16 protein-coding genes are annotated in these 13,621 nt (G+C 67.0%); 6 read left to right on the top strand and 10 right to left on the bottom strand.

Annotation, left to right across the window (positions count from 1 at the left end; translation table 11 throughout):
* Positions 1-115 precede the first annotated feature (115 nt).
* The gene (locus ABLE91_RS04890; protein ID WP_348928928.1) at positions 116-604 is read left to right on the top strand and encodes a hypothetical protein; all 489 of its coding nucleotides are present in this window, start codon (positions 116-118) and stop codon (positions 602-604) included.
* A gap of 179 nt (positions 605-783) precedes the next feature.
* On the opposite strand, the gene guaA is transcribed toward ABLE91_RS04890, so the two are convergent.
* The 5 genes from guaA to ABLE91_RS04915 form a co-directional block, all read right to left on the bottom strand.
* Complete coding sequence (guaA, locus tag ABLE91_RS04895; protein ID WP_348928929.1) at positions 784-2,331, bottom strand: glutamine-hydrolyzing GMP synthase; 1,548 nt, start codon at positions 2,329-2,331, stop codon at positions 784-786.
* A 114-nt stretch (positions 2,332-2,445) separates the two neighbouring features.
* Positions 2,446-2,667 carry a hypothetical protein gene (locus ABLE91_RS04900; RefSeq protein ID WP_348928931.1) on the bottom strand — a complete coding sequence of 74 codons (222 nt, stop codon included), beginning with the start codon at positions 2,665-2,667 and terminating at the stop codon, positions 2,446-2,448.
* Between the two features lie 80 nt (positions 2,668-2,747).
* Positions 2,748-4,049 (bottom strand): RsmB/NOP family class I SAM-dependent RNA methyltransferase, encoded by a 1,302-nt coding sequence (locus ABLE91_RS04905; protein ID WP_348928932.1) that lies wholly within the window; start codon positions 4,047-4,049, stop codon positions 2,748-2,750.
* Positions 4,046-4,708 carry a 5'-methylthioadenosine/S-adenosylhomocysteine nucleosidase gene (locus tag ABLE91_RS04910; RefSeq protein WP_348928934.1) on the bottom strand — a complete coding sequence of 221 codons (663 nt, stop codon included), beginning with the start codon at positions 4,706-4,708 and terminating at the stop codon, positions 4,046-4,048. Before ABLE91_RS04910 ends, ABLE91_RS04905 begins: the two co-directional genes overlap by 4 nt.
* Before the next feature lie 65 nt (positions 4,709-4,773).
* Positions 4,774-5,193: an MAPEG family protein gene (locus tag ABLE91_RS04915; protein ID WP_348928936.1), complete on the bottom strand. Its 420-nt coding sequence runs from the start codon at positions 5,191-5,193 to the stop codon at positions 4,774-4,776.
* 78 nt (positions 5,194-5,271) lie between these two features.
* Between ABLE91_RS04915 and ABLE91_RS04920 the strand changes: the two genes are divergently transcribed.
* Entirely contained in the window at positions 5,272-5,898 is a 627-nt protein-coding gene (locus ABLE91_RS04920) for a low affinity iron permease family protein (RefSeq protein WP_348928938.1), read from the top strand.
* Positions 5,899-5,902: 4 nt separating this feature from the next.
* Here ABLE91_RS04920 and ABLE91_RS04925 read toward each other — a convergent pair whose 3' ends face one another.
* On the bottom strand, positions 5,903-7,621 hold the full coding sequence (locus ABLE91_RS04925) for an O-linked N-acetylglucosamine transferase, SPINDLY family protein (protein ID WP_348928940.1): 1,719 nt from the start codon (positions 7,619-7,621) through the stop codon (positions 5,903-5,905).
* An 86-nt stretch (positions 7,622-7,707) separates the two neighbouring features.
* Here ABLE91_RS04925 and ABLE91_RS04930 point away from each other — a divergent pair, with 86 nt between their 5' ends.
* Positions 7,708-8,238, top strand: coding sequence for a gamma carbonic anhydrase family protein (locus ABLE91_RS04930; RefSeq protein WP_348928941.1), 531 nt, complete (start codon positions 7,708-7,710; stop codon positions 8,236-8,238).
* 154 nt (positions 8,239-8,392) lie between these two features.
* Here ABLE91_RS04930 and ABLE91_RS04935 read toward each other — a convergent pair whose 3' ends face one another.
* The gene (locus tag ABLE91_RS04935; RefSeq protein ID WP_348928943.1) at positions 8,393-9,049 is read right to left on the bottom strand and encodes a transglutaminase-like cysteine peptidase; all 657 of its coding nucleotides are present in this window, start codon (positions 9,047-9,049) and stop codon (positions 8,393-8,395) included.
* Positions 9,050-9,328: 279 nt separating this feature from the next.
* Between ABLE91_RS04935 and ABLE91_RS04940 the strand changes: the two genes are divergently transcribed.
* Together ABLE91_RS04940 and ABLE91_RS04945 are read left to right on the top strand one after the other, a co-directional pair.
* Positions 9,329-9,997, top strand: coding sequence for a rhomboid family intramembrane serine protease (locus tag ABLE91_RS04940; protein ID WP_348928945.1), 669 nt, complete (start codon positions 9,329-9,331; stop codon positions 9,995-9,997).
* Between the two features lie 132 nt (positions 9,998-10,129).
* Positions 10,130-10,561 (top strand): CBS domain-containing protein, encoded by a 432-nt coding sequence (locus ABLE91_RS04945; RefSeq protein WP_348928947.1) that lies wholly within the window; start codon positions 10,130-10,132, stop codon positions 10,559-10,561.
* Between the two features lie 53 nt (positions 10,562-10,614).
* On the opposite strand, the gene ABLE91_RS04950 is transcribed toward ABLE91_RS04945, so the two are convergent.
* From ABLE91_RS04950 to folE, 3 genes are all read right to left on the bottom strand, one after another.
* Positions 10,615-11,667, bottom strand: a complete 1,053-nt coding sequence (locus ABLE91_RS04950; RefSeq protein WP_348928949.1) for a patatin-like phospholipase family protein — start codon at positions 11,665-11,667, stop codon at positions 10,615-10,617.
* Positions 11,668-11,771: 104 nt separating this feature from the next.
* The gene (gene hisI / locus ABLE91_RS04955; protein ID WP_348928951.1) at positions 11,772-12,245 is read right to left on the bottom strand and encodes a phosphoribosyl-AMP cyclohydrolase; all 474 of its coding nucleotides are present in this window, start codon (positions 12,243-12,245) and stop codon (positions 11,772-11,774) included.
* 24 nt (positions 12,246-12,269) lie between these two features.
* Positions 12,270-12,923, bottom strand: a complete 654-nt coding sequence (folE, locus tag ABLE91_RS04960; protein WP_348928953.1) for a GTP cyclohydrolase I FolE — start codon at positions 12,921-12,923, stop codon at positions 12,270-12,272.
* 261 nt (positions 12,924-13,184) lie between these two features.
* Between folE and ABLE91_RS04965 the strand changes: the two genes are divergently transcribed.
* Positions 13,185-13,619 (top strand): iron-sulfur cluster assembly scaffold protein, encoded by a 435-nt coding sequence (locus ABLE91_RS04965; RefSeq protein ID WP_348928954.1) that lies wholly within the window; start codon positions 13,185-13,187, stop codon positions 13,617-13,619.
* Positions 13,620-13,621: the final 2 nt, after the last annotated feature.

Raw genomic sequence — 13,621 nt, forward strand, 5'->3', positions numbered from 1 at the left:
GACGCATGACCTGGCGGACTACCGACTAGTAGATAGATAGCGCTGCTCGTGAGTTTGTCAGCGGCAGTCTGCTGCTCGATCACCCCGTCCCTTTGGATGAGAAAGGCAATCTCTCATGTTCGGAATTTCTCAGCTTGGCTGGATCCATACACTCGGTAGCCTGCCAGCCATTCCCGTGGCCTTTTATATGTTTGCCCGTCATGGTCGAATCGTTCCCCGATCCACGCTGGGCGCCATCTATTTTGTTTCCATGCTTATTGGCGCCACAACGGTCTTCCTCGTGGCACATCAGCCAGTCAGCTACGGCATCGGCACCCTGACCATCCTGCTCTTGCTTGCAGGTTACGGGATCGAACGCGTTCTGGGTTCAGCGCGCATAGCCAGATACATTGAAACCATCTGTCTGAGCCTGACTGCGTTTCTTTTGATGGTGCCGACCGTTAGCGAGATCCTGCGCCGTGTTCCGGACGGCCATCCCCTGGTTACCGACTTGAAATCGCCGCTGCTTCTCGGCGCTCAGGGGGGACTCTTGGTTATTCTCGTACTCGGCCTGACGGCCCAAATGATCTACCTGGCAAGGCAGGGCAAGACTGCCGCGAACTAGTCGCAAGGCCATATCGCCCGCGGCAATTGTTCTCTCTGCCAATTACCATAGGTGAACGTCCGAACGAGTATCCTCGGGCGGCGTATCCTTGCCGTATCGAGTAGAAACTAGAGTGAAAGGCCCATTGTTCGACCGCAGATACGCTGCCGAAACCACGCTATTGCCGCCGTTTGCATCCCTCACTCCCACTCGATCGTCCCCGGCGGCTTGCTCGTCACGTCGTAAACCACCCGGTTGATCCCCCGCACCTCGTTGATGATGCGGGTTGCCGCGCGGCCGAGGAAGTTCATGTCGAAGGGGTAGAAATCGGCCGTCATGCCGTCCACGGAGGTGACGGCGCGCAAGGCGAGGACGCTGTCATAGGTGCGGCCGTCGCCCATCACGCCCACGGTCCGCACGGGGAGGAGCACGGCGAAGGCCTGCCAGATCACGTCATAGAGGCCGGCGGCGCGGATTTCCTCGAGATAGATGGCGTCCGCTTGGCGCAGGATGTCCAGCTTCTCGCGGGTGATCTCGCCGGGGCAGCGGATGGCGAGGCCCGGGCCGGGGAAGGGGTGGCGGCCGACGAAGCTCTCGGGCAGGCCCAGTTCGCGGCCGAGCGCGCGCACCTCGTCCTTGAAGAGGTCGCGCAGGGGCTCCACGAGCTTCATGTTCATGCGCTCGGGAAGACCGCCCACATTGTGGTGGCTCTTGATGGTCACCGAGGGGCCGCCGGTGAAGGAGACGCTCTCGATCACGTCGGGATAGAGCGTGCCCTGGGCGAGGAAATCGGCGCCGCCCACCTTCTTCGCTTCCGCATCGAACACGTCGATGAAGAGGCGGCCGATGGTCTTGCGCTTGGCCTCGGGGTCCGAGACGCCCTCAAGCTCCTTCAGGAAGAGCTCGGAGGCATCCGCATGGACCAGGGGGATGTTGTAGGTGTTGCGGAACAGGGAAACCACCTGCTCCGCCTCGCCGAGCCGCATCAGGCCATGGTCGACGAACACGCAGGTGAGCTGGTCGCCGATGGCCTCATGGATCAGCACAGCGGCCACCGCCGAATCGACGCCGCCCGAGAGCCCGCAGATGACCCGGCCCTTGCCCACCTGGGCGCGGATCTTCTCGATGGCGGCGTCCTTGAAGGCGCCCATGGTCCAGGCGCCTTCGAGCCGCGCCACCTTGCGCACGAAGTTGGAGAGCAGCCGCGCGCCGTCCGGGGTGTGCACCACTTCGGGGTGGAACATGAGGCCGTAGAAGCGTCGGGCCTCATCCTCGATAATGGCGAAGGGGGCATTGGCCGAAGTGCCCTTCACCTCGAAGCCGGGGGGCAGGGCGGTGATGCGGTCGCCATGGCTCATCCACACGGTATGGCCTTCGCCCTGCTGCCACACGCCGTCGAACAAAGCGGAGGGCTGCTGCACATTGAGGGTGGCGCGGCCGAACTCGCGGTGATGGCCGCTCTCAACCGAGCCGCCGAGCTGCTCGGCCATGGTCATCTGGCCGTAGCAGATGCCGAGCACGGGAATGCCGGCCTCGAACACGGCCTGCGGGGCGCGGGGGCTATCGCCGTCCGGCACCGAGGCCGGACCGCCGGAGAGGATGACAGCCTTCGGCTTGATACGCTGGAAGGCCTCATCCGCCTTCTGGAACGGCACCACTTCGGAATAGACGCCCTCCTCGCGCACGCGACGCGCGATGAGCTGCGTCACCTGGCTGCCGAAATCGATGATGAGGACGGTATCTTGCATGGCGCGGCTTCCGGAAGGGCGGTGGCCCCTCCTTTAACGGCAAAGCGCCGATTCCAAAAGCAAGGCCTGCGCCAAAAGGCGCAGACCTCTTATGCAGGCGGAACAGGGCCGGTTTCAGATGGCCGTCCAGTAGCCCTCGCACCCTTCCGGGGCCGCCTGGGCGCTGGCGTGGCGTTTCTTCAGCTCGGCGCAGCCATAGGCGCGGGCCTCGTTGGGCAGATGCGAATTGATGGCGACGCCGATCTGGTCATAGGGCGAGCTGGCGGCGAAAACGTAATAGGCCCAATAGCCGCCGACGGCGATGATCAGCAGAACGAGGAGGCGGATGATGAACATGGCATGTGTCCTTCGCGCGGGGCCGCAAGCCCCTCGCGCTATGGACGCGCTTGAGGTGGAAACCGTTCCATCGCGCGGTATCAGGCTGCGCGCTTCAGCACGCTGACGAAGAACCCGTCCGTCCCGGTGCGGCGTGGGGTCATGAGCAGCCCCTCCGGGCTTTCCAGCGCCGCCGCCTTCAGTTCCAGCCCCCGGCTGCCCAGCGCCAGAACGGTTTCCACCGCCGGCACCACGGCGAAATCGCCATGCCGCTCCAGGAAGCCCCGGATCTGGGCGCCGTTCTCATCGTCCAGCAAGGAGCAGGTGACATAGGCGATCCGCCCGCCGGGCCGTACGAAGCGGGCGGCGTCGTCGAGGATCTTCGCCTGGTCGGCGGTGCGCTCGGCGAGCGCGCCGGGGCGCACGCGCCATTTGGCATCGGGGTTGCGTCGCCACGTGCCGGTGCCGGTGCAGGGCGCGTCGACGAGAACGAGGTCCATGCGGCCTTCGAGGTCTTCCAGCACGTCCGCCGCGCCGCGCGGGGCGCGCACCTGGACGTTGCGCACATGGGCGCGCTGCAGGCGCTCATGAATGGGCTTCAGCCGGCGGATGTCGGAATCGTGCGCGTAGAGTTGGCCCTTATTGTCCATGAGGGCGGCAAGCTCCAGCGTCTTGCCGCCGGCGCCGGCACACAGGTCCAGCACCTGCGAGCCGGGGATGGGGGCGGCGAGGATGGCCGCGATCTGCGAGCCCTCGTCCTGCACCTCCACCGCGCCTTTCACGAAGGCGGTCTCGGAGGTGAGGGGCGGGGCCTTGCCCTCGGCATCCAGCAGGATGCGCATGGTGAGCGGCGACCAGCGGCCCGGCTCGGGGGAGAGATGGGCGAGATCCTGAAGCGTGGCCTCCGGCGTCGCCGCGAGGGTGTTCACCCGCAGGTCCAGGGGCGCGCGGGCGGCCAGCGCGCGGCCTTCCTCCACCCGCTCCTCGCCGAAGGTGCGGTTGAGATGGGGGTCGAGCCACTGGGAATAGTCGCCCTTCACCCAGGGCGCGGCCTTCTCCAGGCTGGGATCGGCGAGGCGCGTGCGCTCGTCTTCGCTGAGGGGCGCGGGCGCAAAGCGCGAACCGTCCGCGAGGCGCTCGATGGCGGCGAGGTCGAGATTGCGCATCACCGCCAGCATGCCCAGCACCAAAGCGCGGGGCTCGTCGGCGCCCATCACGTAAGCTGACGAGGCGCGGCGGCGCAGGGTATCGAAGATGAGGCCGGCAATGGCGGCGCGGTCGCCGGAGCCGGCGAAGCGGTGGGAGAGGCCCCAATCCTTCAGGCTGTCGCCGGCGGGCCGGCGGCGGGCGGCAAGGTCGGTCAGAACCTCGATGGCGGCGGAGAGGCGCGCGGAAGGCGTCACGGTGCGGACCTCGCAAAGGTAAGGGTGCCGTCTTCCACCTGGGTGGCGAAGGCGTCGAGCGCCGCGGCAAGCTTCTCGTCGATAAGGTGGAGATAGTCGGCCCAGTCCTCATAGCGGGACAATTCGGTGCGGCCATCCGTGATGCCGCGCAGGCCCATCATCTCCACGCCGAAGCGGTGCGCGGCGCGCAGCACGGCGAAGGATTCCATGTCCACCATCTCATCGGCGATGGCGTCATAGGCGGCGCCGGAAATGATCGCCCCGCCGGTGGAGAGGGAAGCGGCGGGGATGCCGGCGATGCGATGGGGCAGGGGGATGACCGCCGGATGGTCGAGGAAGGGCGTGCGCCCCTTCTCGAAGCCCAGCACGGATGCGTCCATGTCGCGATAGGAGACGCTGGCCACCTGGTACACTTCCGCATGCTCCAGCAGGCGCGAGCCCGCCGAGCCGAGGGTGAAGACAAGGTCCGGCGCCGCGCCGTGATGGCTGAGATGGGCCAAGGCGGCAGAGGTCGCGGCCGCCGCCTCGACGGGGCCGACGCCGGTGATCAGCGGCTCGATATGGCGCTTGAGATGCGGCCCATATTCCTGCGCCGTCGCCATGACGAAAAGGACATCGTGCCCGCCCACGGCGCGGACGTGGCGGCGTGGATCATCCATGGCGCGTCACCTGAAGCATTGCGGCGCACTCCTCGGATGCGGGGCGCGCCGTGTCAATGGTGACCTCAAATGTTGAGGAGGATCGCCAGGGCGAACAGCACCCACATGAGCGCAAGGATGATCGCACCCAGCGCATAGGCCGGAAAGCGCAGGCGCATGTCGTTGGAGGTGGCGTGGATGACGGCATGGATGATGCGCGAGAGGACGAACACCCAGGCGAGGATGACGAAGATCAGGTCCGCCTTCCGCGTGAACAAAGCGAGCGCGGTGAGCACATAGAACAGAACCGGCAGCTCGAACTGGTTGTGGAAGGCATTCGCGACCTTGCGGCAGGGCGGCGGGTAGGCCTCCCGGTCGAGCGCCACGTCGGGCCCCGCCTCGCCCGTCGCGACGGCGCGCGCGCGCAACGGGCCGAGGATGAACAGGAGGGCGAAAGTCAGCGCCACCTGGACGAACAGGGGCAGGAGGATCATCGCGACGGTCATGGCGGCCTCTCCAATGGAGCTCGGCTGTAGGAACCTCGAGCGCGGCCACACGTTCCCTTCCCACGTGGGAGTGAACACATGTCCAATTCAGAGCAGCACGTGCCATCAGGGGCGCAGGGTCCGGCTCCGCGCCCTTTCTTCACGCGTTTTTCCCAGCAGGTCGCGCGCTATGCCGGCAAGCCGGTGACCTTCTTCGGCGCCATGGTGGTGATCGTGATCTGGGGCGCGACGGGGCCGCTGTTCGGCTTCGACGACACGTGGCAGCTCATCATCAACACCTCCACCACCATCATCACCTTCCTCATGGTGTTCCTGATCCAGAACAGCCAGAACCGCGACACGGCGGCGCTCCAGATCAAGCTGGACGAGCTGATCGCGCGCACGGAAGGGCCCCGCAATGCCCTCCTGGACCTGGAGGATCTGGACGAGGCGATGCTGGACCGGCTGCGCGCCGACTATGCCCGCCTTGCGGATCTGGCGCGGGCCGAGGTCGGGGAGGGGGCGGAGATGCTGTCGCCGGACCGCAGCATCGGCGAGATCTGCGACCCGGATCAGAACGGCGCGGGGAAAGCGGCCGGGGCGGCGGCTCCGAACGTGATAAAGCCTGCTGGCCGGCTTGCGGCAGCCAAGCCGGCCAAACGTCCTTCCTCTTCCCGACGGCCTGCGCGTTCTGCCGCGGTGAAGGCGAACGAGAAAAGCGGCTGAGGGCCTATCCTTCGAGGATGGGCACCGCGAAGGGCGCGGGCGCCGTTCCGCTCAGCCAGCGCTCCATCATGCGCTCATAGGCGCTTTCGAGATGGCGCGTGTAGCGTGCGATATCGAAAAGCGGCGAGGACAGACTTTCCCCAAGGCGATCCCGGATGGCGGCGAGGAGCGCGGCATCGCCGGCAAGGCCCAGAGCGAGGGCCTCGAACTCTTCCGGCGTCGCTGCCACGCATTCGCCGAGCCCCACCTGGTGCAGCAGGCTCGCCGCCACGCGCGATGCGAAGGTGCGGCCGCGGCGGGTGATCAAAGGCAGGCCCATGCGGAGCGCATCGCTGGCGGTGGTGTGCGCGGTATAGGGAAAGGTGTCGAGGAACAGGTCGGCGAGCGGCAGGCGGGCAAGATGCTGCTCAAGGGGAACCGGCGGGGCGAACAGGATGCGGGCGCCATCGACGCCCCGCGCTTCGGCCTCCCGCCGCAGATTGTCCTGCGCCTGCGTGTGCCGCGCCAGCACCCAGAGCACGCTGCCCGGCACGGCGCGGAGCAGGCGCATGAACAGCGAGAAAGTCTCCGGTTCCAGCTTGTTGACGTTGTTGAACATGCTGAAGACGAAGCCGTCCTCGGGAAGTCCGCATTCAGTGCGCGTGGGGCGCGGGGCTGGCGCCAGGGTCGGATCATTGGGCTGGTAGGCGTCCGGCAGGTGCACGATGCTCTCGGTGAAGAAGGGCGCGTTGGAGAAGGGCACCACCACCGGGTCCGCGATCACATAGTCCATGAAGCCGGCGCCGGTCGTGCCGGGATAGGCGAGGTAGGACACCTGCACGGGCGCGGGGCGGAAGGCGAACGCCTCCATGCGGTTTCCCGTCGTGTGGCCCATGACGTCCACAAGGATATCGATGCCGCAGTCGCGGATTTTGGCGGCGAGCACGGCAGGGGCGTCGCGCGGGCAGGAGACGAAGCGGTCGGCCCCCTCCACGATGCGGCGGCGATAGGGGGAATCAACCTCCGGCCCCAGCGAGAAGGCGGTGATCTCGAACCGCGACCGGTCATGGATTTCCACCAGCCGGCTCATGAGGTGGGTGGTGGGATGGTCACGGAAGTCGGCGGAGACATAGCCGACGCGGATCGGTCCCGGCCGCCGCGCCGCAGGATCGTGCCGGGTGGGCGAAACCTGCGCCAGCCCCTTCTTCTCGACCGCGCGCTGTGCGGCGGCGCGCTGAACCTCCGGATCATCCAGCCAGAGCGTGAAGAAGGGCGAGACCGGCGGACGGGCGGGATCGCCGCTCGCGGCCACGCTCTCCATGAGAAGGTCATGGTCCCGCCAGTCGCAGATGGCGCGGCGCAGCGAGAGCAGCATGCCCACGGCCTCGTGAAGGCCGGCGTCCAAGGCGTGGGCTTGGGCCATGGCCTCCGCGCCCTCGGGATGCCGCTCCAACGCTGAATAAGCGAGGCCCAGATTGAACCAGGCCTTGGCGTCGCCCGGCTTCCGGGCGAGGGCGGAGCGGTAGAGATCGATGGCGTCGTCGAACCGGTTCTGCCGGGCACGGACCATGCCGAGCAGGTTCAGCACGTCCGCATTGTCCGGCGCGCGCTTGAGGATCTTGCGATAGCAGCGCGCGGCGTCCTCGAACTGCTCGCGCAACTGGAACTGGTAGCCGTCGTAGAGCAGCTTCATCAGGTCCGGCGGCAGAGGCGGCGGGGCTGCGATATCGGTGGGGCGGTTCATCGGCTGCTTGTGATGATTGCGCCAGAGGGCCTAGCACGGCCGGGTGCGCCGTTATAGTGAGCATGTCGGAAACGCAGGATGTTCACATGCCGCTTTATTCGCTCGACGGGCTCAGCCCGGAACTGCCCGCCTCCGGCCGCTATTGGGTCGCGCCTGACGCCACCGTCATCGGCCGCGTCATCCTGAAGGACGAAGCCAGCATCTGGTTCGGCTGCGTGCTGCGCGGAGACAATGAGCCGATCGTGGTGGGCGAGGGCACGAACATCCAGGAGAATTGCGTCCTTCACACCGATCCCGGCTTCCCCATGACGCTGGGCACCAATGTCACCGTAGGCCACATGGCGATCCTGCATGGCTGCACGGTGGGCGACAACAGCCTTATCGGCATGGGCGCGACTGTGCTCAACGGCGCGCGCATCGGCAAGAACTGCCTTGTGGGCAGCAATGCGCTTGTCACCGAGGGCAAGGAGTTTCCCGACAATTCCCTGATCGTCGGTGCGCCGGCGAAGGTGATCCGGACCCTGGACGATGAGGCCGCCGAACGCCTGCGCCAGACGGCGCTGCGCTATCAGGCGAACTGGAAGCGCTTCGCCGCCGGAATGAAGCGGATCGACTGACGCAATCATCGTTGCAGAGCAGCCGTCATGGCCGGGCTTGTCCCGGCCATCCACGTCTTGCCGTTGGCGGGTATCCTGCGGAGCAACGTGGATGCCCGGGACAAGCCCGGGCATGGCGGCTGCTCTTATGAATGCTGGCTTTACGAACGCAGGCTCACCGCCCGCCGCCGACCACCGGGGGAGAGCGCGTCTCGCCGAGGGCCACCCACAAAGCAGGGTCGCCCTGGGACTGGCGCTTCACGTAGCGATAGCCGGTGTCCTGCCAGGGCAGGATCTCGCTCGCCTGGTTGTCGAGGATGAGATCGCCCCGGTCGGTGACGACGGTGAGCACAGCATGGCCGTCGCCGTCCTTGTCCCGCACCACCGTGATGAGCAGGACCGAGGCGGGCCAGCCGAGCTTGATCAGCGCCTTGCGCTTGGCGAGCACATAGTCCTCGCAATCGCCCTTGCCGTCGGTGGGATAGGTCCAGCGTTCCGTCTCGCCGAAATGCTCCAGGTCGGTGACCGGCTCGATCTCGGTATTGAGCGTGTTGTTCACCTTCTCAAGCTGCGACAGGTGCGCCTTGTCCAGCGAAACCTCGAAGACAACCTCGCCGCTGGCGGCGCAGTCAGCACCGTTGTCGGCGCAGAAGCGCACATAGCCGACGGGCGGCGAAGTGCCGCCGATGGCGTTGAGGTGCGCCGGCAGCGTCGCGGACGGAAGCGACGTGGAAGGAGACAGCGATGCGGTGTGGGTCTCCGCGGCGGCAACACCCGCCGTGCCCGCAAAGAGCAGGCCGAGGGTCAGGAGCAGGCGGAAGGGAAGCGGCATGGCAGCGGTCGGGTCTCGGTTAACGATTCGATAATGCCCGAGGATCGCCGCATTTGCGCCGTCAACCACTTCTTAACGTTAATGCGTGTTGCAGCGCACGCAAGTGCATCGAAAGCACACCCTCCGGAAGATTGACCGCCGGCAAAAGGCTTTCTCCTTGCCTGCCTTGAGCCGGGCGCCTATGTGCGGGGCGTGCTCGATCCCTTCGATCCCCGCCGCGCGCCACCTCGGCAACCGGTCTTCAATGTTCCCGGAATTGTGGCGGTCCTGGCGGGAGCCATGATCGCTATCGAGGCTCTGCGCACTGTCCTCAGCGAGGACGCGAACATCGAGATCCTCGCCCTCTTCGCCTTCATCCCGGCCCGCTATGACAGCGCGGCCGAGTTTGCCCTGCCCGGCGGGCTCGGGGCGGACATCTGGACCTTCGTGAGCTACGCGCTGCTGCACGGCAACTGGGTCCATCTCCTCGTCAATCTGGTCTGGATGCTCGCCTTCGCCTCGCCCGTGGCGCGCCGCTTCGGGACTGTGCGGTTCATCCTGTTCTGCGTGGTGACGGCTGTGGCCGGTGCAGCAGCCCATCTTGCGGCCTATCCGGGAGCCATGGTGCCCATGATCGGGGCCTCCGCGGTGGTCTCGGGCGCCATGGCGGCGGCGGTCCGCTTCGCTTTCTCGCCGGGCGGCCCGCTCGGCCCTCCCGGCGCGATCCGCGATGATCATCAGCCGGCTGCGTCTCTGCTGGGGGCGTTCCGGGAGCCGCGGGTGCTGGTGTTCGTCGCCGTCTGGGTGGCCCTCAACTTCCTGTTCGGCGTGGGCATTTCCGTTCCCGGCACCGAGGGCTCGGAAATTGCCTGGCAGGCCCATATGGGAGGGTTCTTTGCCGGGCTGCTGCTCTTCTCCTTCTTCGATCCCGTGCCCCCTGCGGCCCGCAGCGCCTCGCTCAATCCTTGAACGGTTCCATTTCGAGGTTGCGGATCGCGCCCTGAGGGGGGATCATTGCCCTAAAGGCAAAGGTCCGGCCGGCGGGCGAGCTCAAAGGCCCGCGCGCCGTCGCCGTAACCACAAGGGAGCGGAGATATTGCCATGACCGTTGGTGTCTTGTTGCAGCGGAAGACCGGGGACATCATCACGATCTCCCCCGAAGCGTCCCTCACCGATGCCTTAAAGAGCCTCGCCGAGCACCGCATCGGCGCCATCGTGGCAGTGGGGCCGGCCGGCCGGCTCGAAGGCATCCTCTCGGAGCGCGACCTTGTGCGCATTCTCGCGGAGAAGGGGCCGGACATCCTGTCCTCGCCCGTCTCCTCGGTCATGACGCGCGCCGTGGTCACCTGCGGCGTCGACGAGACCATTCCCGTCATCATGGAGCGCATGACGCGCGGGCGTTTCCGCCATGTGCCCGTGGTGGACGGGGACAAGCTTCTCGGCATCATCTCCATCGGCGACGTGGTGAAGCACCGGGTCGAGGAGATGGAGCGCGAGAGCGCGGAGCTGCGCGACTACATCATGACCGCGTGATCCGCCCTCTGACGTCATGCCCGGGCCAGGCCCGGGCATGACGGGTGGAGCGGCTAGCTCAGCGCGGCGATGGCGGTGGTGATGTCCTCCATCACCCGTTCGGTGGCTTCCTCGCCGGCGGCGATGGTTTCGCGTGCGCGGTGAAAATCGAACAGGCCGATCTTGCCGAGCTTGGGCGAGACGAGCACGTCCGGCGGATCGCCCGCGAGGCGCGAACGGGCGATGCGGTCCTGCATCACGTTGAACGCATCGATCATCACGGCCGAGATGGCTCTCGGCCCGTCCGCCGGGCCGGAGAGGAAGCCGCCGCGCAGGATGCGGTCGGGGCGGAACATGCGGGCAAAGCCCTCCTTCTTCTGCGTCACCGCCGCCTCGGCGGTGGCAAGGAGGGGACCGCCATGGTCCTGGATCACGGTGCCCCGGCCGAACACTTCGGCATTGAGGTTCACCGCGATGACGATGCGCCCGCCGAGTGCCCGCGCGGTGGAGACCGGGATGGGATTGACCAGCGCACCGTCCATGAGCCAGCGCCCGTTCACCTTCGCAGGCGTGAAGATGCCCGGCAGGCAATAGGAGGCGTGGATGGCGTCCGCGAGATTGCCGCGCGTCAGCCAGATTTCGTGGCCGGTGCCCAATTCCGTGGCGATGGCGCCGAAGGTGACCGGCAGCATCTCGATGTCCAGCGTGCCGATTTCCGTCTTCAGGCGCTCCATCAGGCGCCTGCCGCTGATGAGGCCGGGCGCGCCGAGGGCGGGGTCGATGAGGCCGAGAATGCCGCGCTTGGTGAGATGGACGGCCCAGTCCTCAAATTCGTTCAGCTTGCCCGACGCCCAGAGCCCGCCCACCACGGCGCCGATGGAGGTGCCGGCGACGACGGTCGGCCGGATGCCGTGGCGCTCCAGCGCGCGCAGCACGCCGATATGGGCGAAGCCGCGCGCGGCGCCGCCGCCAAGGGCGATGGCGACGCTGGGGCCTCCCGGCCGGTCGGCCGTCCAGTGCGGGGGAGGGGGCGTTTCGACGTGCTTTGTCTGTTCGGGGGCGGTGCTCCCACTAGCGGCGCCGGACGGATCGGCAGCGCGGCCGAGAAAGTTGAACCCCTGCAACATGTACGCCTCCACGCTCTTCGGCGCGTTGACCGAGGTCTTCAGCTTGGACGCGCTTGGTGTCGGAAGCGTGGCCGGAGCCGGAGGTGCCCTGGTCCCTATGGGTATCAGCTTTTCTGCGGCGTCCCCGCGTAGACCTTGGTGGGGTCGAAACGCGGCGTGTCGCCGGTGAATTCCAGCCGCGCCTCGGACGGCGTGGCGCCGAGCGGCACGCGGCGATAGAAGCAGGAGCGCCGGCCGGTGTGGCAGGCAGCGCCCGTGCCGCCCATCTCCACCTTAACGAGCACCGCATCCTGGTCGCAATCCACCAGGAGTTCCTTGACCTTTTGGGTGTGCCCGGAGCTCTCGCCCTTCCTCCAGAGCGCTTTGCGCGAGCGGCTGTAATAATGCGCCTCGCCGGTCTGGATGGTGAGCGCGAGCGCCTCGTCATTCATATGGGCGAGCATGAGCACCTCGCCGGTGGTCGCGTCCACGGCAATGGCGGTGACGAGGCCGGAGGCGTCGAAGCGCGGGGTCAGGAGCCCGCCTTCTTCCAATGCGTCCTTGCCGGCGCTCGCGCCGAACAGGGCGGTCTCGGACATGGGATTATCTTTCAACTTGGAGGCTCAGGGCCGTCCGCGAACCATGGTGATGAAGCGCACCTGCTCGGCCGGGTCGTCCCGGAAGGCGCCGGTGAACTGGCTGGTCAGCGTGGAAACGCCGGCCTTCTGGATGCCGCGCATGGCCATGCACATATGCTCGGCCTCGATCATGACCGCGACGCCGCGGGGCTTCAGCGCCTCGTCCAGCGCCGTGATGATCTGCGAGGTGAGATGCTCCTGGGTCTGGAGGCGGCGGGCATAGACGTCTACCACCCGCGCGATCTTGGAGAGCCCCACCACCCGCTCCACGGGGAAATAGGCCACGTGCGCCTTGCCCACGAACGGCACCATGTGGTGCTCGCAATGGGAATAGAAGGGAATGTCCCGCAGCAGCACGAAATCGTCGAACGTGCCGATCTCGCCGAAGGTGCGCCCGAGGATCTCCTCGGCATCGTGGCCATAGCCGGCATAGAGTTCTTCATAGGCCCGCACCACCCGGCGCGGCGTGTCCAGCAGGCCCTCGCGGCCGGTATCCTCGCCGATATAGGCGAGCAGCGTGCGCACCGCCGCTTCCGCATCTTCGCGCGAAGGGCGCGATGTGTCTTCCGCAAGCGCCTTCAGCCGCTCATCGGCCTCCAGCTCGGGCTGCGTTTCCAAAAGCTTGGCAATCGCGTCCATGACCAACTCCGTCCGACCGCCCCATTCCTGGGCGGGAGTGTCACCGGTGTCGGCTGCGCATAGCGCGGCCCTGTGATCCGCGCCGCAGCGGCTTCGCCGTCCGTCATCGGGAGCATTCAGCCCCCGCGCGGCGTCTTCCGCCAGCGCTTCCGCGCCCTATATAAGAGGCCCGGCAGGTTGCCGCAAATGCATGTTTTGCCTATCTCCACGCCGCGTAACGCATGGTTGTGATGCTTTGCCGGCGATTACAGATGACCCGCCATGATCAACGACGTGTACAATTCCCGCATCCTCGCCTTCGCCGCCGACATTCCCCGGCTCGGGCGCCTTCCCGAGCCCGGCGCGACGGCCACCGCCCATTCGCGCCTGTGCGGCTCCACGGTGACGGTAGACCTGTCGCTGGACGGCGACACGGTGGCCGATTTCGCCCATGAGGTGCGCGCCTGCGCCCTCGGGCAGGCCTCCTCCTCCATCATGGCGCGCCATGTGGTGGGCTCCAGCGTCGCGGAGCTGCGCGACGTGCGCGAGGCCATGCGCAAGATGCTGAAGGAGAACGGCCCGCCGCCGCAGGGGCGCTGGGCCGAGCTGGAGGTGCTGGAGCCAGTGCGGGACTACAAGGCCCGCCACGCCTCGACCCTGCTCACCTTCGATGCCGTGGTGGACGCCATCGACCAGATCGAGGCGCGGCGCGCCTGACG

It is taken from the genome of Aquabacter albus, assembly GCF_040049275.1.
GTDB lineage: Bacteria > Pseudomonadota > Alphaproteobacteria > Rhizobiales > Xanthobacteraceae > Aquabacter.